Origin of the sequence: Micromonospora sp. NPDC053740 (genome assembly GCF_040677775.1) — a bacterium.
Lineage (GTDB): Bacteria > Actinomycetota > Actinomycetes > Mycobacteriales > Micromonosporaceae > Micromonospora > Micromonospora alfalfae.
The window spans coordinates 86,274-108,210 of the sequence record NZ_JBFASO010000016.1 but is presented as its reverse complement, the minus strand read 5'-3'; the positions used below and the strand labels follow the sequence as shown (position 1 = coordinate 108,210).

Annotated in this window: 20 protein-coding genes; 9 read left to right on the top strand and 11 right to left on the bottom strand. The window is 71.6% G+C overall.

What is annotated here, in order from left to right:
* Nucleotides 1-366: 366 nt before the first annotated feature.
* Nucleotides 367-1,626, top strand: a complete 1,260-nt coding sequence (locus tag AB0K35_RS32595) for an amidohydrolase (RefSeq protein WP_238671121.1) — start codon at nucleotides 367-369, stop codon at nucleotides 1,624-1,626.
* On the opposite strand, the gene AB0K35_RS32590 is transcribed toward AB0K35_RS32595, so the two are convergent.
* Nucleotides 1,583-2,542, bottom strand: coding sequence for a DUF4349 domain-containing protein (locus AB0K35_RS32590; RefSeq protein ID WP_238671120.1), 960 nt, complete (start codon nucleotides 2,540-2,542; stop codon nucleotides 1,583-1,585). The two genes, AB0K35_RS32595 and AB0K35_RS32590, sit on opposite strands and share 44 nt — an antisense overlap.
* A gap of 93 nt (nucleotides 2,543-2,635) precedes the next feature.
* Between AB0K35_RS32590 and AB0K35_RS32585 the strand changes: the two genes are divergently transcribed.
* The 4 genes from AB0K35_RS32585 to AB0K35_RS32570 all read left to right on the top strand — a co-directional run bounded on the left by AB0K35_RS32585 (nucleotide 2,636) and on the right by AB0K35_RS32570 (nucleotide 6,106).
* Nucleotides 2,636-3,268: an MBL fold metallo-hydrolase gene (locus AB0K35_RS32585; RefSeq protein WP_238671119.1), complete on the top strand. Its 633-nt coding sequence runs from the start codon at nucleotides 2,636-2,638 to the stop codon at nucleotides 3,266-3,268.
* Between the two features lie 4 nt (nucleotides 3,269-3,272).
* On the top strand, nucleotides 3,273-4,247 hold the full coding sequence (locus tag AB0K35_RS32580) for a hypothetical protein (protein ID WP_363890332.1): 975 nt from the start codon (nucleotides 3,273-3,275) through the stop codon (nucleotides 4,245-4,247).
* Nucleotides 4,248-4,350: 103 nt separating this feature from the next.
* Nucleotides 4,351-5,085 carry a hypothetical protein gene (locus AB0K35_RS32575; protein ID WP_238671117.1) on the top strand — a complete coding sequence of 245 codons (735 nt, stop codon included), beginning with the start codon at nucleotides 4,351-4,353 and terminating at the stop codon, nucleotides 5,083-5,085.
* Nucleotides 5,086-5,146: 61 nt separating this feature from the next.
* Entirely contained in the window at nucleotides 5,147-6,106 is a 960-nt protein-coding gene (locus tag AB0K35_RS32570) for a GNAT family N-acetyltransferase (protein WP_363890330.1), read from the top strand.
* 75 nt (nucleotides 6,107-6,181) lie between these two features.
* On the opposite strand, the gene AB0K35_RS32565 is transcribed toward AB0K35_RS32570, so the two are convergent.
* Nucleotides 6,182-6,637 carry a gamma-glutamylcyclotransferase gene (locus AB0K35_RS32565; RefSeq protein WP_112588201.1) on the bottom strand — a complete coding sequence of 152 codons (456 nt, stop codon included), beginning with the start codon at nucleotides 6,635-6,637 and terminating at the stop codon, nucleotides 6,182-6,184.
* A gap of 106 nt (nucleotides 6,638-6,743) precedes the next feature.
* On the opposite strand from AB0K35_RS32565, the gene AB0K35_RS32560 reads away from it, so the two are divergent.
* Nucleotides 6,744-8,147: an NAD(P)H-quinone dehydrogenase gene (locus tag AB0K35_RS32560; RefSeq protein ID WP_112588199.1), complete on the top strand. Its 1,404-nt coding sequence runs from the start codon at nucleotides 6,744-6,746 to the stop codon at nucleotides 8,145-8,147.
* A gap of 40 nt (nucleotides 8,148-8,187) precedes the next feature.
* Here AB0K35_RS32560 and AB0K35_RS32555 read toward each other — a convergent pair whose 3' ends face one another.
* On the bottom strand, nucleotides 8,188-8,838 hold the full coding sequence (locus tag AB0K35_RS32555) for a DUF998 domain-containing protein (protein WP_357366357.1): 651 nt from the start codon (nucleotides 8,836-8,838) through the stop codon (nucleotides 8,188-8,190).
* Between the two features lie 186 nt (nucleotides 8,839-9,024).
* On the bottom strand, nucleotides 9,025-9,654 hold the full coding sequence (locus tag AB0K35_RS32550) for a DedA family protein (protein ID WP_238671114.1): 630 nt from the start codon (nucleotides 9,652-9,654) through the stop codon (nucleotides 9,025-9,027).
* Nucleotides 9,655-10,162: 508 nt separating this feature from the next.
* Between AB0K35_RS32550 and thrS the strand changes: the two genes are divergently transcribed.
* The gene (thrS, locus tag AB0K35_RS32545; protein ID WP_363890326.1) at nucleotides 10,163-11,380 is read left to right on the top strand and encodes a threonine--tRNA ligase; all 1,218 of its coding nucleotides are present in this window, start codon (nucleotides 10,163-10,165) and stop codon (nucleotides 11,378-11,380) included.
* Between the two features lie 33 nt (nucleotides 11,381-11,413).
* Here thrS and AB0K35_RS32540 read toward each other — a convergent pair whose 3' ends face one another.
* The 4 genes from AB0K35_RS32540 to AB0K35_RS32525 form a co-directional block, all read right to left on the bottom strand.
* Nucleotides 11,414-13,327, bottom strand: coding sequence for an ABC transporter ATP-binding protein (locus AB0K35_RS32540; RefSeq protein WP_363890419.1), 1,914 nt, complete (start codon nucleotides 13,325-13,327; stop codon nucleotides 11,414-11,416).
* Between the two features lie 185 nt (nucleotides 13,328-13,512).
* Nucleotides 13,513-15,246, bottom strand: a complete 1,734-nt coding sequence (locus AB0K35_RS32535) for an ABC transporter ATP-binding protein (RefSeq protein WP_357366351.1) — start codon at nucleotides 15,244-15,246, stop codon at nucleotides 13,513-13,515.
* Entirely contained in the window at nucleotides 15,240-15,722 is a 483-nt protein-coding gene (locus AB0K35_RS32530) for a MarR family transcriptional regulator (protein WP_124776542.1), read from the bottom strand. Before AB0K35_RS32530 ends, AB0K35_RS32535 begins: the two co-directional genes overlap by 7 nt.
* A 25-nt stretch (nucleotides 15,723-15,747) precedes the next feature.
* Nucleotides 15,748-16,194 (bottom strand): DoxX family membrane protein, encoded by a 447-nt coding sequence (locus AB0K35_RS32525; RefSeq protein WP_238666742.1) that lies wholly within the window; start codon nucleotides 16,192-16,194, stop codon nucleotides 15,748-15,750.
* 85 nt (nucleotides 16,195-16,279) lie between these two features.
* On the opposite strand from AB0K35_RS32525, the gene AB0K35_RS32520 reads away from it, so the two are divergent.
* Nucleotides 16,280-16,840 (top strand): TetR/AcrR family transcriptional regulator, encoded by a 561-nt coding sequence (locus tag AB0K35_RS32520; protein ID WP_238666741.1) that lies wholly within the window; start codon nucleotides 16,280-16,282, stop codon nucleotides 16,838-16,840.
* A 118-nt stretch (nucleotides 16,841-16,958) separates the two neighbouring features.
* Here the strand turns inward: AB0K35_RS32520 and AB0K35_RS32515 are convergent, their stop codons facing one another.
* Entirely contained in the window at nucleotides 16,959-18,398 is a 1,440-nt protein-coding gene (locus AB0K35_RS32515; RefSeq protein WP_238666740.1) for a GuaB1 family IMP dehydrogenase-related protein, read from the bottom strand.
* Between the two features lie 160 nt (nucleotides 18,399-18,558).
* Nucleotides 18,559-19,155 (bottom strand): LysE/ArgO family amino acid transporter, encoded by a 597-nt coding sequence (locus tag AB0K35_RS32510; RefSeq protein WP_363890321.1) that lies wholly within the window; start codon nucleotides 19,153-19,155, stop codon nucleotides 18,559-18,561.
* Between the two features lie 70 nt (nucleotides 19,156-19,225).
* Here AB0K35_RS32510 and AB0K35_RS32505 point away from each other — a divergent pair, with 70 nt between their 5' ends.
* Entirely contained in the window at nucleotides 19,226-20,119 is an 894-nt protein-coding gene (locus AB0K35_RS32505) for a LysR family transcriptional regulator ArgP (protein WP_238666736.1), read from the top strand.
* Nucleotides 20,120-20,135: 16 nt separating this feature from the next.
* On the opposite strand, the gene AB0K35_RS32500 is transcribed toward AB0K35_RS32505, so the two are convergent.
* Entirely contained in the window at nucleotides 20,136-21,887 is a 1,752-nt protein-coding gene (locus tag AB0K35_RS32500) for a biotin carboxylase N-terminal domain-containing protein (protein ID WP_363890318.1), read from the bottom strand.
* Nucleotides 21,888-21,937 lie beyond the last annotated feature (50 nt).

Sequence of the window (21,937 nt, the reverse complement as noted above, 5' to 3'; positions counted from 1 at the left end):
CGCCCACGGTGGATGGGTGCGTGTGAGCGTCCTTATCCGGCTCGTTGCGGTGTGTGGTCGGCTAATTGTCGGAGTGTCAGTTCATCACCCCGACTAATGCGACAATTTGGCAACGGGTCTCCGACTGGCGCCGGGATTCGTGACCGCCGCGATCGGTTACGCGTTGTAGGAGGTGAGGGGCTGATGACGGCGTTTGACCGTGATCTACCTGCTGTCCCTCACCTGGACGAGCGCCCCCAGCAGGGCATACGTGACTCTGCGCGGTCCGATCATTACCGTAACGAGGTTGCGCAGCGTCACCGTCGGAGGTCTAGGCTGTCTGCTGTCCCCGATGATCCATCCATTCCTAGTGATCGAGAATTCGACGTGACGAGTGCGTTGACGCTGCCCACAAGCGGCCAGCTGGCGTCGTCCTGGCCGGAGACGGCACCGGGATCCCAGCCCCTGCCCCGCGAGCTGGATCACCTTCTCGCGCTCCGGGTACCGGGGCTGATCGCTACGCGCCGTCACATCCACTCGCACCCGGAGCTTTCCGGCAACGAGTTCGAGACGGCCGCGCTGATCGCCCGGGAGCTGTCGCTGGCCGGGCTGACCCCGCGTCTGCTGCCCAAGGGCAACGGCGTGATCTGCGACGTCAACGGCAGACCGGACGGCCCGGTCGTTGCGCTGCGCGCCGACATCGACGCCCTGCCGTTGGACGATCCCAAGGACGTGCCGTACCGGTCGACGGTGGAGGGCGTCTGCCACGCCTGCGGGCACGACGTGCACACCTCGGTCCTGCTCGGCGTCGGCATGCTGCTGGCCCAGCTCGCCGACCTCGGTGAGCTGGACGGTCGGGTCCGGCTCATCTTCCAGCCGGCCGAGGAGATCCTGCCCTGCGGTTCGCTGGAGGTCATCGAGGCCGGCGGCCTGGACGACGTGGTGCAGATCTTCGCGCTGCACTGCGACCCGAACCTGCCGGTGGGTCAGGTCGGCCTGCGGGTCGGCCCGATCACCGCGGCCGCCGACAACGTGACCGTCCGACTCTCCGGCCCGGGCGGGCACACCGCCCGCCCGCACCTGACCGTCGACATGGTCGACGCCCTCGGTCGGCTGATCACCGAGGTGCCGGCCCTGGTCAGTCGCCGGGTGCCGGCCAACAGCGGCCTGCTGCTGGTCTTCGGCCACGCCTCGGCCGGCACCCGCTACAACGTCATCCCGTCCGAGGCGAGCGCCTCCGGCACCCTCCGGGTGATGGACCGCGACACCTGGGAGCAGGCGCCCAAGATCGTCGCTCAGGTGGTGCGGGACGTGATCGCGCCGACCGGCGCCACCGTCGACCTGGAATACCTGCGCGGCCGGCCGCCGGTGTGCAACGACGCCCACGCCATCCAGGTGCTGACCGCCGCCACCGCCGCAGCCCTCGGCCCGGACGGGATCGCCGAGACACCGCAGAGCATGGGCGGCGAGGACTTCTCCTGGTACCTGGAGTACGTCCCCGGCGCCCTCGCCCGGCTCGGCGTGGGTCGCTCCGGCCCCAACGTCGACCTGCACCGGGCGAGCTTCGACGTGGACGAGCGGTCCATCGCGGTCGGCGTCCGCGTCATGGTGCAGACCGCGTTGCGGGCACTGGCGGCGGCGCGCTGACCGGCGCGACCGGAGCCGGGGACTTGCGCCGTCGGCGCAGCACGACCAGCAGCGCCACCAGCGGTACGCCGATCGCCACCAGCCAGGGCAGCAACGCGCCCAGCACTGTGAGCAGGACGGTCATCGAGACGACGAACGCCTTCCAGCCGCCCCTGAGCCCGACCAGGAAACCGGTCTCGGCCTCTTCCTCGGTGTCCTTCGCCGCCGGCCCCGCCAGCGACACGGTGATCGTGGAGAGGGCGGTCAGGTCGGCCAGGCGTCGCTTCTTGGCCTCCAGCGAGGCCAGGTCGGCCTCCCGGCGACCCAGCTCGTTCTCCAGCGACACCAGGTCGGTGATCGAGGTGGCCCGGGACAGCAACCGGCGGGCGCTCTCCACCCGGGCCCGCTGACTGGTGATCCGGGCCTCCAGGTCGACGCTTTCCTCGGTGACGTCCTGAGTGTCGATCTGCCTGCTCTGCTGCTGACCGAGCTTCGCGATCTCCTCCACCACGCCGGTGAACTTCGCCGCCGGCACCCGCAACTCCAACTCCGCCACCGCGTCGGCGTCGGCACTGCGCCGCTGGTCGCCGCCGACGAAGCCGCCGGCCTGGATGGCTACGGCGGTGGCCTCGCGGGCGGCAGAGTCCACATCGTCCACCTGCACCCGCATCCTTCCGGTGTAGATGATCGCCCGCTGGTCGACCCGTAGGTCCGGTGCGCCGGCGCCGGCCCCCTCCGGCGCGCCAGCTGCGGCGTCCCGGCCCGCCTCGCCGCCGTTGGCCGGCGGCGCCTCGGCCGCCGAGCCGGCGCTGTCCTGCGCCCCGTCACCGGCACCGCACCCTGTCAGCGCCAGGGCCGCCGCCAGTGTCGTAGCCGCCAGCAGCGCACTGCGGCGTCGTCCCACCTGTCCGTCCATCCCCGCTCCCATCGTCGTCAACCGGTGTGGCGATAGCTCGGACGCGACGCGCACACCGGCTGGTTCCGGCAGACTGCGCTGAGGACGTCACGATTCGATAATCGAGGAGTCACGATGCGGCTCACCAAGTACGCCCACTCCTGCCTTCGGGTGGAACACGACGGGGGAGTGCTCGTCGTCGACCCCGGGGTGTTCGGCGACGCCTCGGCGGCGCTGGACGGTGCGGACGCGGTGCTGATCACCCACGAACACCCCGACCACCTCGATCTGGCAGCGGTGCGCCTCCAACTCGACCGACAGCCGTTCCCGATCTACGGCCCCGCCTCACTCGGCGGGACCCTCGGTGACGCGGCCGACGTGCTGCGCCCGGTCAGCGTCGGTGAGTCGTTCACCGCAGCCGGGGTCGCGGTGCGCGCGTACGGGGGGCGGCACGCCGTGATCCACCCCGACATCCCGGTGATCGACAACCTCGGTTACCTGATCAACGACGTGGTCTACCACCCGGGAGACTCGCTCGTGGTGCCCGACGAGACACCGGTCGACACGCTCTTCGCGCCGATCCACGCCCCCTGGTCGAAGTTCTCCGAGGTGGTCGACTTCATCCGCGCGGTAGCACCGCGGCGCGCGTACGCAGTGCACGACGCGTCGCTCAACGACAACGGGCTGGGCGTGCTCGACCGGCAGTACACAGCGCTGTCCGGCACCGAATACCAGCGACTGGAGCCCGGTAGCCGGGTGGACGTCTGACCCGATGCCCGGCCTCTCCGCGGAGCTGGTGCAGCAGCTCTACCGCACCCCACCGGACCGGTTCGTGGCCGCCCGGGACGCCGCCGTGGCCGAGGCCCGCCGGGCCGGCGACCCGACCACCGCAAGGCAACTGGCCCGGCTGCGTCGCCCGACGGTGGCCGCCTGGTTGGTGAACCTCCTCGCCATCCGACGCCCGGAACTGGTAGCCGATCTGGTGCAGCTCGCCGACGCCCTGCGAGTCGCCCAGCGGGAGTTGCGGGGGCCCCGCCTGCGGGAGCTGTCCGCGCAGCGCCGGGCGGCGGTCGGCGCGCTCGTCGCCGAGGTTCGCAAGCTCGCCGCAGCCGAGCCGGACGCGCCACCGGCGAGCCGGCTGCCCCTGGCCGAGGTGGAGGCGACGCTGAACGCGGCGTTCTCCGACGTCGAGGTCGCCGAGCAGGTGCGGGCCGGCCGGCTGCTGCGGGCGGCCAGCTACGCCGGCTTCGGTGAGGTGCCCCGGCCCCAACTGCGGCTGGTCACCGACGATGACGAGGAGCGCGAGGAGGAGCGCCCGGCCCGCCGACCCGGCCCCCAACGGGGCCGTCCCGAGGCGGCACCCCGCACGGACCGGGCTGCCGAGCGTGCCGAGCAGGCAGCACAGCGGGCGGCCCGAGCCGAGCGGGCCCGGCAGCGCCGTGCCCTGGACCGGGAGTTGGCGAAGGCCCAGGCCGAGCAGGAGCGGGCCGAGACCGAGCTGACCGAGGCGACCGGGCAGGAACGCGACGGTGTGGCCGTACTCGATCGTCTTGAGGCCGAGCTGGCCGAGCTGGAACGGCGGCGCGCGGTCGCCGAGCAGGACCTCAGCCGGGCCAAGCTCGCCCGGCGTGCCGCCGAGCGGGCGGTCACTGTGGCCCGGCGACGCGCCGGTGAGGTCGAGGCGGCGGTCGAGGCACTGGCGGCCGAAGAGGGGAATGCGGACGAGGGCGGCGGCGCGGCAGACTGACATCGATGGACGACGACGAGTGTGCGGGCGGTACACGGCGAGTGGCCCCGGGTCGGGGCGTGGTCGTGGTCGCCGGGTCGGGTTGCCCGAGCGGGGCGGCGCGGTGACTCCGGAGCAGGTCGCGGCCGCCAGTAAGCCCGTCGTGCTCGACCTCGGCGACGCCTTCAGTCGGGATCCGACCACGTTGCGCCGGGCCCGACTGCTCGGCATCTCCGGCTGGGCCTTCTACATCAGCGGCCGGGCCGGCGCGCTCGGTGGTGTGCGGGCCGAGACGGCCGCCGCCGCCCTCGGGTTCATCGCCCCGGACGCGGTCGCCGACGGTTGGGACGCCGCCGCCCGGGTCGTCGCGCCGTTCGAGGTGGCCGCCGCGAGCCTCGCCGAGTGCTGCCGGTGGGGGGAGCAGCAGCTCGGCCCCCTGCCCGGCACCGAGCGCCTCTCGGCGCTCGTCGAGCGGGCCGTTGTGGCGGCGGAGGCCAGTGGGATGCCGCTCTTCGCCGCGTGGCGGGCCATGCCGCTCCCGGATCTCTCGCCCGGGGCTCGCAGCGCCGCCGGGCTGCGGCTGCTCCGGGAACACTTCACCGGCGCCTACCTGCTGGCGGTACGCGCCGCCGGGATGACCCCGCTGGAGGCGGTGCTGGCCGGTCCGGAGGGCGAGGCCGGGGCGGTGGCCTGTGGCTGGCCGCCGCCGTACCCGCCGATCGGGCCGTTGGTGCGCCGCCGGCTCTGGGCGGAGGCGGTGACCAACCGGCTGGCCGCGCCGGCGTTCACTGTCCTCGGGCCCGCCGACGGCGCGGAGTTGGTGGAGTTGCTGCACCGCACCCGGGCCGACCTCGGCTGAGCCTGCCGGCGGCCGGAAAATGGGCGGCGTCGGAGCCGAGCGGCTGCCAGGATGTCCTGCCGTGACCCTTCCCGCTGGTTGGACGACGCGCCGACCCACCCTCGACGACGTGCCGGCGATCCTCGCGGTGGTGCACGCCGCCGACACCTTCGCCATCGGCCATCCCGATTTCGACGCCGAGGACGTCGCTGCGTCGCTGACCGGCCCCCACTTCGACCCGACCCGGGACTCCTGGCTGGCCATCGACCCGGACGACACAGTTGTCGGCTGGGCGACGCTGGACAACCCGACCGGGGTGGGCAGGGAGTTCGTGGAGGTCTACGTCGACCCGGTACGGGCCGCCGCCGTCCGCGTGCCGTTGCTGCTCCGCCAACTGGACCGGGTCGCCGAGCGCGCTGCCGAGCGGGGTCTGCCGTCACTCACCGTCCGCTGCGCGGTCTTCGCCCCGGAACGCGACTGGGAACACGCTCTGCGCGGGCTGGGGTTCGCCCTGGTCAAGCGGTACGTCCGGATGAGCCGGCCGTTGATCGACCTGCCCGACGAGCCGGCCGGGCCACCGGCCGTGACGGTGCGACAGGTCCGCCCGGACGACGAGACCGACCTGGTGCAGTTCCACCGGATCTACGAGGCCGCCTTCGGCGACACCCCGGACCACGAGCCGCTGTCGTACGAGCGGTGGCGGGCCCGGATCGGCGACCTGACCGCCTGGGACGAATGGTTCGTCGCCGAGGTGGACGGGGTGCCGGTCGGCGCGTTGCAGTCCTCGGACCAGGCACTCGACCAGCAGTCGGGCTGGGTGAAGAGTCTGTCGGTGCTGTCCGCGTACCGGCGTAGGGGAGTGGGTGCGGCGTTGCTGCGCCGCGCCTTCGCCCGCTACGCCGAGAAGGGGCGGCGGTCGGTCGGCCTGGGTGTCGACCTCACCAACCCGACCGCCCCGCTGTCGCTCTACCGGTCGGTGGGCCTGCGGGAAACCCACTGGACCGACATGTACGAGCTTTCCGTTCCGGCGGCCGGTGTGTGATTGACGACCCCGGTCCGGCCCGGACGGCGCTGCGGTCGACAGCGGGAGCAGACTGGAGGCGTGCGATACGCGCTGCTACGCCGAGGCGGTGCCGGTGGGGCGGGCCCGCAACTCGGTGACGTAGTCGTCCGGGGCGCCCGCCTTCTCGGCGGCGTTCGCGATCTCCGACAGGTACCACGAGGTCGGCAGGCCACCCTCGTACCCGTTGAAGACGTAGATCCACGCGGTCACGTCGCCGTCGAGGGTGGAGACCCGCACGTGCAGCTTGCGGTACGTGCCGGCGGTCACCCCCTCGATCTCGTCGAGTTGGCCCGCGTCGTAGGGGTGGATGTCGTAGAGCGCCACGAAGACCCGGTCACCGGGAGACTCGACGAGGGTGCTCACCGCGCCCTCCCAGCCGATCACGTCGGCCCCGGCGAAGGTCAGCCGCCAGCCCTCCAGCCAGCCGGTGCCCACCATCGGCGAATGCGGACAGTAGGCACGCATCCGGGCAGGGTCGAGATTTGAGCCGTAGGCGGCGTGATGACGCACGGCGATGACGATAGCCCGGCCGACGGGTGGGGGAGAATACGACAGTGCGTGTCGAATGCGCTCGGGAGAAGAAAGTCACTGTGAGCATGGACGAAGGGCTAACGCTGTGAGCCGGATCGTGATCATCGGCGGGGGGCCGGCCGGGTACGAGGCGGCACTGGTCGCCGCCCAGCTGGACGCCGATGTCACAGTGGTGGAGGCCGACGGTGCCGGCGGTGCCTGCGTGCTGTCGGACTGCGTACCGTCGAAGACCTTCATCGCCAGTTCGGGGGTGGTCACCGGCTACCGCGACACCGAGGAGTTCGGGGTGCACTCGGACGGCCTGGAGGCGGTCACCGTCGACGCGCGGGCGGTGCACGGGCGGGTCAAGCGGCTGGCCCTGGCGCAGTCCGCGGACATCCACGCCAAGCTGCTGAAGGCGGGGGTCACCTTCGTGGCCGGCACCGCCCGGCTCGGCGAGGACTCCCTCGGGCACACCCACCGGGTGGTCGTCACCCCCGCCGACGGCGGCGAGGAGTACTCGATCGACGCGTCAACAGTGCTGGTGGCCACCGGCTCGACGCCCCGCCAACTGCCCACCGCCGTACCGGACGGTGAGCGGATCCTGACGTGGCGACAGGTGTACGACCTGCCGGAGCTGCCCGAGCACCTGATCGTGGTCGGGTCCGGCGTGACCGGCGCGGAGTTCGCCAGCGCGTACCTGGCGATGGGGGTCGAGGTGACCCTGGTCTCCAGCCGGGACCGGGTGATGCCGCACGAGGACGCCGACGCCGCCTCCGCCATCGAGCGGGTGTTCCGCAACCGCGGCATGGAGATCCTCAACAACTCCCGGGCCGACGCGGTCCGGCGTACCGCCGACGGTGTAGAGGTCGAGCTGTCCGACGGCCGCAAGGTGACCGGCTCACACGCGCTGATCACCGTCGGGTCGATCCCGAACACCGCGAACCTGGGTCTGACCGAGTACGGGGTGGAGCTGGGCCGGGGCGGTTACCTGACTGTCGACAGGGCTTCCCGGACCAACGTGCCAGGCATCTACGCCGCCGGCGACTGCACGGGAGTGCTGTTGCTGGCCAGCGTCGCCGCGATGCAGGGCCGGATCGCCATGTGGCACGCGCTCGGTGAGGCGGTCCGCCCGCTGCGGCTGCGTACCGTCGCGGCGAACGTCTTCACCGACCCGGAGCTGGCCACTGTGGGTGTCTCGCAGGACGAGGTGGACGCGGGCAAGGTGCCGGCCCGGCAGGTGATGCTGCCGCTGTCCGGCAACGCCCGGGCCAAGATGGATGACCTCTCCGACGGTTTCGTGAAGCTGTTCTGCCGTCCCGCCAGCGGTCAGGTGATCGGCGGTGTGGTTGTCGCTCCGAAGGCCAGTGAGCTGATCCTGCCCATCACCATGGCGGTGGAGAACAACCTCACGGTCAACGAGCTGGCCCAGACCATCACGATCTACCCGAGCCTTTCCGGCTCCATCACCGAGGCGGCCCGCCAGCTCATGCTGCACGAGTTGGAGTGACCCGACCCTCTTCGTCGATCATGGACTTGTGGTGGCCGTTTCACGCAGCCACACCCCTTTTGTGAGGCACCACAACTCCATGATCGACCCGTGCGGGTCGGGTCAGGGTCGTCGCTACAGTGGCCAGGACCGCGACCTCGGTGAGGATCAGCAGGCGCTCGGCCAGGCCGATGAGCATCCGGTCGCCGGGGTAGGCGGACCAGATCATCGCCGCCGCCAGGGCCAGGCTCAGCAGGACCAGGGCGCGTAGCGTCCGGGCGGCGGGCGTCAGGTCGGGTCGGCGGGCGAGCAGCCAACCGGCAGCGGGCAACGCCAGGAAGGCGATCACCGACGCGTACCGGTGCAGGTAGGCGGCGGTGGTCATGGCGGTGCCCGGCTCGTTCGTCGGCACCACGGCGGCCAGCAGCAGCCCACCCACCCACGCGCCGAGCAGCAGTTCGGCAGTTCGCCCGGAGCGGGGTCGGGGTGGGCTGGCGCGGCGCAGTCCGTACAGCAACGCCACTGTGGCGAGCGCGAGCACCACCATGGCGATGTCGATGACGCCGCCGCGGTCGGAGACCGCGAAGTCGCTGATCGTCAACGCCCACGGGTTGAGGTCGTCGTTGACTTCGAGGTGGCCGATCACGGTGAGCAGCGCCGCCAGGGCGATTCCGCCCAGGGCCAGCAGGCCGGTACTCCGGGGAACAGGCATGCCTCAGCCTGTCGCCGCTGACACCCCACCCGAATCCGGGACAGCCACCGAAAAAGTTCCCCGGGACCACCCCTAGAGGACTGCCGCCAACCCGCCGCGATCTTGCACTTTCGGTCGTCCGAATGCGTGGCATGCCCCGATTGTCGGGACAGTAAGTGCAAGATCGCGGAGGCTGGGGCGCGGCACTCAGTCGATGGAGACGTCGACCGCGGCCACCGCAGCGGCGGCGCGGGCGTGGCGGGCGCTGACCACTGTCATCGCCCATCCCGCCGCGGCGAAGCCGGCCGCCGCGGCGGTGGCGATGATGGCCAGCCGCCAGGCCGACTCGGTCAGTGCGGTGCCGCCCAGGTGCCCGACCAGCGCGCCGTAGGTGGCCCAGCCCAGCGCGGCGACGGCCTCGTAGAGCACGAACAGGCGGTACGGGTAGCGGCTGCGCCCGGCCGAGAAACAGGCCGCCATCCGGCCGCCGGGCACGAACCGGCAGAGCAGGATGACCAGCGGCCCGGGTTGTCGCAGACCCTGGGTGACCCGGCTGGCGACCCGGCGGGCGCGGCTCAGCTCGGCGTGCCGGGGCTGCCGCCGATCCGGTGCGCTGCGCCCGAGCAGGTAACAGGCCAGGTCGCCGACGAATACGCCGAGCGCGCCGACGGCGATGGTGACCGGCAGGCTGAGCCCGCCGTAGACGGTGAGCGCACCACTGGTGATCATGACGATCTGGGTGGGGATCACCGGCACGAAGGCGTCCGCCACCAGCAGCGCGAGCAGCACCAGGTACGCCCACGTCGGCGACGCGACGTCAGTCAGAAGTTCGGGCACGCCTGCCACCTCGCCGGATGCGGCCGATTGGGTGTCTTGAGCCTGACGTCGTGTCCGGCGTCACGGTGGACGGCCCCGGCCCGTCGTGACCATCGACACGACTGGGCCACCCAGCTACAACGAGGTCGATCGCTGCCGGGTGACGGGCCCGGAGGCTGTTCCACCCGTTCGGGGCGGGCGGCAGAACGGCGTTCGTCGGCGTACCGTTGTCGGCGCGGCCATGCCCGTCGGGTCCCCCGTTCCTGACGATTCGGCCGCCAGGGCCGCCGGCGGGTCCCGCGCCGGCGGCCCACCCCTCCGCCGCAAATCCGGGTGCATCCCCGAACGTCGCGCGGGTACTGTCGCCATATGCGCAGCGCGGTAGTGATGACCACGACGCCGGGTGTCCCCGGCGCGCCGCTCTGACGTAACCACAGTCGACCAGGCCCCGGGGCGATCCGCCCCCGAGGGCAGCGCGCCGTTCGGAGCTCAGGTCGCCTCCGGGTCGTACCCGATCCAGGAGCCCGACATGATCGACCACCGTAGGCTCGGCCGCGAGCTGGACCTCTTCGTCTCCGACCCGCTGGCCGGTGCCGGCCTGCCGATCTGGCTGCCGGCCGGCGCCGCCGCCCGGCACGCCGTCGAGGAGTACGTCAGGGAGTTGGAGCGCCGCTCCGGCCACCAGCACGTCTACTCGCCGCCACTGGGCAAGCGGGAACTCTTCGAACTCTCCGGCCATCTCGGTTACTTCGCCGACGACATGTTCCCGCCGATGCGGCTGAGCGCCGACGACGAGTTCGTGCTCCGGCCGGCGCTCTGCCCACACCACGCGTTGGTCTTCCGCGCGCGGGGCCGTTCCTACCGGGAGCTGCCGTTGCGGATCGCGGAGCTGGGCGGAATGTACCGCTCGGAGCGCTCCGGTGTGCTCGGCGGGCTGTCCCGGGTCCGGGCCATCTCGCTCAACGACGCGCACACCTTCTGCGCCCCCGAGCAGGTCGGCGCGGAGGTCGTCGAGATCCTCGGGCTGATCCGTGCCGCGCACGCCGCGCTCGGTGTCCGGCCGGCCGGGTTCCGGCTGTCGCTGCGCGGGCCGGGCGAGAAGTACGTCGGCGACGACGCGCAGTGGGCCCGCGCCGAGGAGTTGCTCCGGGAGGCGCTGGCCGGGGTGGAGTACGTCGAGGCGCCGGGGGAGGCCGCCTTCTACGGTCCGAAGATCGACGTTCAGATCGTCGACGCCGCAGGCCGGGAGTCGACCATCTCCACCATCCAGCTGGACTTCGACAAGCCGGAACGGTTCGACCTGTCGTACACCGACTCGGACGGCAGCCGGCGTCGGCCGGTGATGGTGCACCGCAGCCTGGTCGGCAGCATGGAGCGGCTGTTCGCGTACCTCATCGAGGTGCACGAGGGGGCGTTCCCGGCCTGGTACGCGCCCATCCAGTTGGTGTTGCTGCCGGTCGACGACGGTCAGGTCGACGCGGCGGCCGACCTGGCCCGACGGGCGGGCGACGCCGGCCTGCGGGTCGCTGTCGACGCCGCCGGCTCGCTGGGCGCCCGGGTACGGGACGCGGCCAGCCGCCGCGTCCCGTACCTCGGGGTGTTGGGTGCCCGGGAGGTGGCCGACGGGCACCTCGCGCTGCGCCTGCGCGGCGGCCGCGCCCTGGCGCCGATGCCCGCCGACGAGGCTCTCGCCCTGATCGGCGGTCAGGTCGCCGCCCGCGCGACCGACCTGCTGCCGCACTGCTGAGTCGCCGGCCGTCCCGGGGCGCTGCCACATGTTCTAGACCGCCGCCGGTTCGGCGGCCGGCTCGTCGTCGACGACCGCGCCGGTGAACTGCGAGCGGTAGAGCCTGTGGTACGCGCCCTGGGCGGCGAGCAACTGCTCGTGGGTGCCCTGCTCGACGATCCGACCGTCCTCCATCATCAGGATCAGGTCGGCGTCGCGGATGGTGGAGAGCCGGTGCGCGATCACGAAGCTGGTCCGGTCCGAGCGCAGCGCGGCCATCGCCCGTTGCAGCAGCACCTCGGTGCGGGTGTCCACCGAGCTGGTGGCCTCGTCGAGGATCAGCAGTGACGGCTCGGCGAGGAACGCCCGTGCGATGGTGATGAGCTGCTTCTCGCCGGCGCTGACGTTGCTGCCCTCCTCGTCGATGACTGTGTCGTAGCCGTCGGGCAGGCTGCGCACGAACCGGTCCACGAAGGTGGCCCGGGCGGCGGCGAGGATCTCCTCCTCAGTCGCGTCCGGTCGCCCGTAGGCGATGTTGTCGCGGATGGTGCCGCCGAACAGCCAGGTGTCCTGGAGCACCATGCCGATCCGGCCGCGCAGGTCGTCGCGGCGCATCGTGGTGATGTCCACCCCGTCGAGCGTGATCCGGCCCGCGTCCAGCTCGTAGAACCGCATCACCAGGTTGACCAGGGTGGTCTTGCCGGCACCGGTCGGGCCGACGATGGCCACCGTGTGTCCGGGCTCGGCGACCAGCGACAGGTCGTCGATCAGCGGCTTGTCCGGCTCGTAGCGGAACGAGACGTGCTCGAACTCGACCCGACCGTGCGGGTCGGTGACCCGGGCCGGCGCGACCGGGTCGGGGGTCTGCTCGTCCGCGTCGAGCACCGCGAAGACCCGCTCGGCCGACGCCACCCCAGACTGGAGCAGGTTGGCCATCGAGGCGAGTTGGGTGAGCGGCTGGGTGAACTGGCGGGAGTACTGGATGAAGGCCTGCACGTCACCGAGGCTCATCGTGCCGGAGGCGACCCGCAGCCCGCCGACCACGGCGATCGCCACGTAGCTCAGGTTTCCGATGAACATCATCGACGGCATGATGATCCCGGAGATGAACTGCGCTCCGAAGCTGGCCCGGAACAACTCCTCGTTCTTCGCGTGGAACGCGGCCTCGACCTCACGCTGCCGGCCGAAGACCTTCACCAGCTCATGACCGGTGTACGCCTCCTCGATCTGGCCGTTCAACTCGCCGGTGTGCGTCCACTGGGCGATGAACTGCTTCTGCGAGCGCTTGGCGATGCGCTGGGTGACCAGCACAGACAACGGCACCGCGACCAGGGCCACCAGGGCCAGCACCGGCGAGATCCAGAACATCACGGCCAGCACGCCGACGACTGTCAGCAGCGAGGTGAGCAGCTGGCTGAGGGTCTGCTGGAGGCTGGTGGAGATGTTGTCGATGTCGTTGGTGACCCGGCTGAGCAGCTCACCGCGCGGCTGCCTGTCGAAGTAGGGCAGCGGCAGCCGGTTGAGCTTCTCCTCCACCTCGGCGCGCAGCCGCAGCACTGTGCGCTGGACCACCCCGTTGAGCAGCCAACCCTGCCACCAGGACAGCAGGCTCGCCGCCAGGTAGAGCCCGAGCGCCAGCAGCAGCACCCGACTCAGGGCGCTGAAGTCGATGCCCACCCCGGGCACCACGTCCATCCGGGCCAGCATGTCGGCGAAGCTGTTGTTGCCGCTGGCCCGGGCCGCCGCGACGGCCTGCTCGGCGGTGGTGCCTGCCGGCAGTTGCCGACCGATCACCCCAGTGAAGATCAGGTCGGTGGCGTGGCCGAGGATCTTCGGCCCGGCAACGCTGAACCCGACACTCACCAGGGCCAACGTGATGATCGCGGCCAGGTGCAGTCGGTGCGAGCGCAGCCGGCCGAGCAACCGCCGGGCCGACGGCCCGAAGTTCATCGACTTCTCGGCGGGCATTCCGGCGCTCATCCATCCCGGGCCGCCGCGCTGACCGCCGGGCAGCCGCTTCGGCGTCGGCGCGCCAGTGCCGGTCTCCGGCGCGGTTTCCCCGCCTGGTTGCTGCGTGGTCTCGTCCGGCGTCCGTCCGTCGCCGGCCGGCTTCTGACTGGGTACGGCCGCGGTGCGCGGCTCGTCACGCTCGCTCATGCCGCCACCTCCGTGGTCTGCTGCGAGGCCACGATCTCGGCGTACGTCGGGCAGGTGTCCAACAACTCCGCATGTCGTCCCACTCCGACGACCCCTCCGTTTTCCAGGACGATGATCTGATCGGCGTCGATGATCGTGGAGACCCGCTGGGCCACGATGACCACAGCCGCCTGTGCGGTGACCGGCCGCAGGGCCGCTCGCAGCCGCGCGTCGGTGCCCAGGTCGAGCGCGGAGAACGAGTCGTCGAAGAGGTAGATCTCCGGTTGCCGGACCAGGGCCCGGGCGATGGCCAGGCGCTGCCGCTGCCCACCGGAGACCGTGGTGCCGCCCTGCGCGATCGGGGCGTCCAGCCCGCCGGGCATCTGGGCCACGAAGTCCCGGGCCTGGGCGATCTCCAGCGCCGTCCACAGCTCCTCGTCGGTGGCGTCCGGGTTGCCGTAGCGCAGGTTGCTGGCGACCGTTCCGGTGAACAGATACGGCCGCTGCGGCACCAGGCCGATGCGTCGCCACAGCTCGTCCGGCGCCAACTCCCGCACGTCCACCCCGTCGACCAGCACCGCGCCGTCGCTGACGTCGACCAGGCGGGGGATCAGCGACAGCAGCGTCGTCTTGCCCGCGCCGGTGCTGCCGATGATCGCCGTGGTGGTGCCCGGTGTCGCCCGGAAGGAGATGTCGCGCAGCACCGGCTCCACAGCGCCCGGGTACTGGAAGCGCACCCCGCGCAGCTCCAGCTCGGCTCGGGTGGGCAGCTCGGTGACCGGCGCGGCGGCCGGGACCACCGACGAGTCGGTGTCCAGCACCTCGACGATCCGCTCGGCGCAGACCGCCGCCCTCGGCACCATCATCAGCATGAAGGTGGCCATCATGACCGCCATCAGGATCTGCATCAGGTACTGCAGGAACGCGGTGAGCGCGCCGACCTGGATCGCGCCGGCGTCCACCCGCTGCGCGCCGAACCAGAGCACCGCCACGCTGGAGACGTTCAGCACCAGCATGACCACCGGGAAGATCAACGCCAGCAATCGACCGGTACGCAGCGCGGTCGCTGTCAGGTCGGCGTTGGCGACGGCGAAGCGGTCCGTCTCGTACGGCTCCCGGACGAACGCGCGGACCACCCGGATGCCGGTGATCTGCTCCCGTAGCACCCGGTTGACGGTGTCGATGCGGGTCTGCATCAGCCGGAAGCCCGGCACCATCCGACGGATGATCGCGCCGAGGGCGATGGCCAGCACCGGCACGCTGACGAGCATCAGCCAGGAGAGCCCGACGTCCTCACGCAACGCCATGAACACGCCGCCGACGCTCATGATCGGTGCGGCGACGAGCATCGTGCAGCTCATCAGCACGAGCATCTGCACCTGCTGCACGTCGTTGGTGTTGCGGGTGATCAGCGACGGTGCCCCGAACCGGGCCACCTCGCGGGCGGAGAAGCGGTTGACGTGCCCGAACAGTTCGGCGCGTACGTCGCGACCGAAGCCCATCGCGACCCGGGCGCCCAGGTAGACGGCGGCGATCGAGCAGACGATCTGGATCAGGCTGACCAGCAGCATCCAACCGCCGGTACGCACGATGTAGTCGGTGTCGCCGCGGGCCACACCCTGGTCGATGATGTCCGCGTTGAGGCTGGGCAGGTAGAGCGAGGCCATGGTGCCCACGAACTGGAGCAGCACGACAGCCAGCAACGGTCTCTGATAGGTGCGCAGTTGGCCGCGCAGGAGTCGGATCAGCACGCCGGGTCCTTCGTTTCGGTAGGGCGTCCGGTCATCCGCGGGTCGTCTCCGCTGCCGATGACCTCAAGCAGGAACTCCCGGATCACCTGGGCCTTCGCCGGGTCGGCGTCGACCGAGGTGAGGGGCCGTCCGGAGTGCATGAGCGCGCCGAGCGCGGCCACCCGTTCCCGCCCGGCGGGTGTGATGGCGAGTCGGATGCTGCGTCGGTCGCTGTCGTCGCGCTGCCGCTCGACCAGACCGTCGCGTTCGAGCGTGTCGACGATGCCGGTCAGGGTCGCCGGGCGGACGAACCCCTTCTCGGCGACCTTCCGGTGGGGTAGCTCGCCGTGCCGGGCGAGCGTCATCAGGGTGATCATGCCGGCCTGGGTGAGGCCGTGCTCCTCGGCGAGGTAGCGGTTCCACCGCTGCCCGACCAGGTGCCCGGCCACCACCAACAGTCGGCCGAGCGGCACGTCCTGGAGGGTCACGAGTTCCACGAAAAGTAGATTAGCCCCCTGATAGTCAGGCACCAAACGAAATTGCCGTGGCGGCGGCCACGAACACGACCTGCATTGCGGTGCGCTGCCCGAGCGGGGTGACCGGTCGGCCGGCGAGGGTCAGCTGCCGACGGGCGGCCGAGACGTTGGCCGGAAACATGGCGAGCATGAGCAGGCCGAGTCCGGCCGCCGCCACCCTGGCGGTCGCCGGGAGCAGCAGGCCGACCGCGCCGATCAGCTCCAGCACGCCGGTGACGGTGACCAGCAGATCCGGCCGGGGCAGTCGGGGCGGGACCATCGCGATCAATCCGGCGCGGCGCCGTCCTGCGAAGTGCGCGACGGCGGTCAGCGCGAACATCACGGCCAGCCCGACGCGCAGCGCGGCGATCCAGCCGTCGAGTGCGGTGATGCCGGCCAGGCCGGCGAGTCGGGCCAGTGCGGTGCCGGCGATCAGGGCGATCAGGGGTGCCATCGGAATCCTCCTCCTGGTGAACTTGTCAGTGGCAAGATTGCACGATGGAGTGACATCTTGTCAATGGCAAGATTAGGATCGGGGGGTGACCGACTCGCGCACCTACCACCACGGCGACCTGCGCCGCGCCCTGCTCGCCGCAGCGTTGGAGGCCATCGATGAGGTGGGGCCCGCCGCGTTGAGCCTGCGCGATCTGGCCCGTCGGGCCGGTGTCTCGCACGCCGCGCCCGCACACCATTTCGGCGACAAGGCGGGCCTGCTCACCGCGCTCGCCGCGCAGGGCTTCGATCTGCTGGCCCAGGCGTTGACCGCGGCGGATGGCGATCCGCTGGAGGCTGGCGTCGCCTACGTCGACTTCGCCGTCACGCGCCGCGCGTACTTCGAGGTGATGTTCCGGCCGGAGTTCTACCGGGCCGACGACGCCGAGCTGATCGCCGCCCGGGGCCGGGCCGGTGCCGTACTTCGCGCCGGGGTGGCGGCGCTACCCACCGGCAGTGCGCCCGTCGATCCCGGCCGGGACGCGCTCGCGGCCTGGTCGATCGCGCACGGCTTCGCCACCCTCTGGCTGGCCGGCGTACTACCCGACCGGGTGGGCGACAACCCTCGCGACGCAGCCCGCACAGTCCTACGCCGACTGGCGCCCTAACCCCCCACTCCCACCCCACCCCCTCACCGGTTGATCATGAAGTTATTGCCACGACACGCCGCTGCGGGAGGCAATAACTTCATGATCAACATGGGTGGGCGGGGTGGGGGGTGGGGGGTTACCAGCTGGTGGGGAGGGGCATTCCTTCGGTGAAGCCGGCGGCGCTCTGCACGCCGACGATGGCCCGCTCGTGGAACTGGGTCAGGTCCCGTGCGCCGGCGTAGGTGAAGGCGCTGCGTACCCCCGCGATGATCTCGTCGATCAGGTCCTCGACACCGGGGCGGGCCGGGTCCAGGTGCATCCGGGCCGAGGAGATGCCCTCCTCGAACACCGCCTTGCGGGCCCTGTCGTACGGGCTGTCGTCGGCGGTTCGGGCGCTGACCGCCCGAGCCGAGGCCATTCCGAAGCTCTCCTTGTACCGCCGGCCGTCCGCGTCGGTGTACAGGTCACCGGGGGACTCGTAGGTGCCGGCGAACCAGGAGCCGATCATCACGTTCGACGCGCCGGCGGCGAGCGCGAGCGCCACGTCCCGGGGGTGTCGCACCCCGCCGTCGGCCCACACGTGCCGGCCCAGTTGGCGGGCGGCGGCCGCGCAGTCGAGCACCGCGGAGAACTGCGGTCGACCCACGCCGGTCATCATCCGGGTGGTGCACATCGCCCCCGGGCCGACGCCGACCTTGATGATGTCCGCCCCCGCCTCCACCAGGTCGCGTACGCCCTCGGCGGTGACCACGTTGCCGGCCGCCACCGGCACCCCCGGGTCCAGCTTCCGGACCGCCTGAAGTGCGGAGATCATCCGTGCCTGGTGGCCGTGCGCGGTGTCCACCACCAACGTGTCCACCCCCGCCTCCAGCAGCGCCGAGGCCTTGCCGGTCACGTCCCCGTTGATCCCGACGGCGGCCGCGATCCGAAGCCGACCCCGGTCGTCCACGGCCGGCGTGTAGAGGGTGGCGCGCAACGCGCCCTGTCGGGTCAGCACCCCGACCAGCCGACCCTCGGCGTCCACCACCGGGGCGAGTCGGCGACGGCCGGCCGAGAGCAGATCGAAACCGGTACGAGGATCCGCGTCCGCCGGGACGGTGTGCAGCTCGGTGGACATCACGTGGCGCAACTGCGCGAAGCGGTCCACGCCGGTGGTGTCCGCCTCGGTGACCACACCCATCGGCCGGCCGGCGTCGTCGACCACTATCACCGCACCGTGCGAGCGCTTGGGCAGCAGGTGGATGGCATCGCCCACGGTCTCGGTCGGGCCCAGCGTGATGGGCGTGTCGTAGACCAGGTGGCGCTGCTTGACCCAGGCGACGACATTCGCCACCACCTCGATCGGAATGTCCTGCGGAATCACCGTGATGGCACCTCGGCGGGCGACCGTTTCCGCCATCCGCCGTCCGGCGACCGCTGTCATGTTCGACACCACCAGCGGAATGGTGGTGCCGGTGCCGTCGCCGGTGGAGAGGTCGACGTCGAGTCGGGAGCCAAGGTCGGAGCGGGCCGGCGCCATGAAGACGTCGGTATAGGTCAGGTCGTGCGCGGGAGCCGCGCCGTGAAGGAACCGCACCGGGCAATCATTCCCGCTCATGGCGAGTTCCACCGCCGGTGGTAGTGGAAAACACTCGCATCGTCGTTGGTCCTGGTCCGGTGGCGTCGTCGGTGCTCGCCGCAGGAGCCGGGCAGCAGCGCGGAAGATGCCACGGCGAGGCCGGCCGGGTACGAACCGGTCAGCCCAGCAGGAGCGCCACGGCGAGCCCGGCCATGACGACCGCGATGACCGCGTCCAGCACCCGCCAGGCGACGGCGCGGGCGAGCAGCGGTGCGAGGCGCTGCGCGCCGACGCCGAGCGCGGTGAACCAGACCACACTGGCCAGGGTGGCGCCGGCACCGAAGACCCACCGGTGCGGGTGTTGTTGGGCCACGCTGCCCAGGAGCAGCACGGTGTCCAGGTAGACGTGCGGGTTCAGGTAGGTGAAGGCGGCGCAGGCGAGCAGCGTCGCTGCCAACGTGGCCGGCGGCCGTTCGGTGGGCAGCAGGGTGCCGGGACGCAGGGCGCGGCGGGCGGCGAGCCCCGCGTAGCAGAGCAGGAAGGCCGCGCCGCCCCAGCGGATCGCCGTCAGCAGGCCCGGTCGGCCGGTCACCAGCGAACCGACCCCGGCCACTCCCGCCATGATCAGCAGCGCGTCCGAAGCGGCGCAGGTCAGCACCACGGGTACGACGTGCTCGCGGCGCAGGCCCTGTCTCAGCACGAAGGCGTTCTGGGCGCCGATGGCGACGATGAGCGCGATGGAGATCGAGAAGCCGGCGACGGCGGAGGTGAGCACGGAGTCGACGCTAGGACCGTCGACGGCCACCAGTCCAACTAAAGATTCTGACGCAACTTAAGCTCAGCTAATGGATGGTCTCGACTCGGCGCAGCTACGGACGCTCGCGGCGGTGGTGGCGGAGGGCAGCTTCGACGCGGCGGCCCGGCTGCTGCACGTCACGCCGTCAGCGGTGAGCCAACGGATCAAGGCGCTGGAGGAGACAGTCGGCCAGGTGCTGGTCCGCCGCGCCCGTCCGTGCGTGGCAACCGACGCCGGCCGTCCGCTGCTGCGCCTGGCCGGCCAGCTCGCGCTGCTCGAACGGGAGGCGCTGGCCGATGCCCGCGGCCCGCTGGCCGGCGGTGGTCGGATCCGCGTCGCCGTGGTGGTCAACGCGGACTCGCTGGCCACCTGGTTTCCCGCCGCGCTGGCCCGGTTGCCGCAGCGGGCCGGGCTCTCGTTCGACCTGCGGCAGGACGATCAGGACCACACCGCCGAGCTGCTCCGCGACGGTTCGGTGACGGCGGCGGTCACCGCCCAGCGGGACGCCGTGCAGGGCTGCCGGGTGCTGCGGCTCGGGGCCATGCGCTACCGCGCGGTGGCCAACCCGGAATTCGCGGCGTCCCACTTCGCCGGAGGATTCACCGCAGCCGCGCTGGCGAGCACCCCGCTGTTGGTCTTCGACCGGAAGGACCGGGTGCAGCACCGGTTCATCCGAGCGGTGGTCGGTCGGCCGCTCGACCCGCCGGTGCACTACGTACCGTCGGTGCCGGCGTTCAGCGAGGCGACCCGGCTCGGGTTGGGCTGGAGTCTGGTGCCGGAACAGCTCGCCGAGGCCGACCTGACCGCCGGTCGTTGCGTCGACCTCGTGCCGGGCCGACACCTCGACGTCCCGCTGTACTGGCAGCACTGGCGGCTGGAGTCGGACGTGCTGAACGCCCTGACCGCCGCCGTCCGCACGGTCGCCGCCGAAGCCCTGCGCTGAGCGCCAGCCGGATGGCTCAGGCGATGGTGCAGATGGGGGCACCGGCAGTGATCACGGCGCCGACCTCGGCGCTGAGACCGCTGACCGTACCCGCCTTGTGCGCGTGCAGCGGCTGCTCCATCTTCATCGCCTCCAGCACCACTACCAGGTCGCCCTCGGCCACTGTGTCGCCGTCCGCCACCGCGATCTTGACGATGGTGCCCTGCATCGGCGAGGTGAGCGCGTCGCCGCCGACCGGAGCACCGGCCTTGGCGCCGCCGCCGCGCCGGGTCGGCTTACGGGCGGCGGGTGCCGCTGTGGTCGTACTCCCGCCGAAGCCGGCGGGGAGGCTGACCTCGATGCGCTTGCCGCCCACCTCGACCACGACGGTGTCGCGTTCGGCCGGCGCCTCGGCGGCGCCGGCGGCGGCGGTGAACGGCGGCACCGTGTTGTGGAACTCGGTCTCGATCCACCGGGTGTGCACTGTGAACGGCTCGGCGGTGAACGCCTCGTCCCGCACCACGAGCCGGTGGAACGGCAGCGCGGTGGCCATCCCGTCGAGGACCATCTCGTCCAACGCGCGGCGGGCGCGCTCCAGCGCCTCGGTCCGCGTCTCACCCGTGATGATCACCTTGGCGAGCAGTGAGTCGAAGTTGCCGCCGATCACGTCGCCGGCCGAGATGCCGGTGTCGACCCGCACACCCGGCCCGCTGGGCAGGCGAAGCGCGGTGACAGTGCCGGGGGCGGGCAGGAAGTTGCGGCCCGGGTCCTCGCCGTTGATCCGGAACTCGATCGCGTGCCCGCGCGGCGTCGGATCCTCGGTGATCCGCAGCTTCTCGCCGTCGGCGATCCGGAACTGCTCGCGGACCAGGTCGATGCCGGCGGTCTCCTCGGTGACCGGGTGCTCGACCTGGAGTCGGGTGTTGACCTCCAGAAAGGAGATGGTGCCGTCGACGCCGACCAGGTATTCCACAGTGCCGGCGCCGTGGTAGCCGGCTTCGCGGCAGATCGCCTTGGCGCTCTCGTGGATCTGCGCGCGCTGGGCGTCGCTGAGGAACGGCGCGGGCGCCTCCTCGACGAGCTTCTGGTGACGTCGCTGCAACGAGCAGTCCCGGGTGCCCACCACGATCACGTTGCCGTGCTGGTCGGCGAGGACCTGCGCCTCGACGTGCCTGGGCTGGTCGAGGTACCGCTCGACGAAGCACTCGCCCCGACCGAACGCCGCGACCGCCTCGCGGGTGGCCGACTCGAAAAGCTGGGGGATCTCCTCCATCGTGCGGGCGACCTTGAGGCCGCGCCCACCGCCACCGAAGGCGGCCTTGATGGCGACCGGCAGGCCGTGGTCGACGGCGAAGGCCATCACCTCGTCCGGGCTGGCCACCGGGTCCGGGGTGCCGGGGACCAACGGTGCGCCGGCCCGCTGGGCGATGTGCCGGGCGGTGACCTTGTCGCCCAGGTCGCGGATGGCCTGGGGGGTGGGGCCGATCCAGGTCAGCCCGGCGTCGATGACGGCCTGGGCGAAGTCGGCGTTCTCACTGAGGAAGCCATAACCCGGGTGTACGGCGTCGGCGCCGGCCCGAGCGGCGACGTCGAGCAGCTTGTCGATGCGCAGGTAGGTCTCGGTGGCGCTGTCCCCGTCGAGCGCGTACGCCTCGTCCGCGAGGGTGGCGTGCAGGGCGTCGCGGTCGGAGTCCGCGTACACGGCGACGCTGCCCAGGTCGGCGTCGCGGCACGCGCGGATCACCCGGACGGCGATCTCGCCGCGGTTGGCGATGAGTACCTTGCGCACCTTCGTGGCTCCTCCCGGGCAGGTTACTGACGGGGAGTGTATCGGCCGCC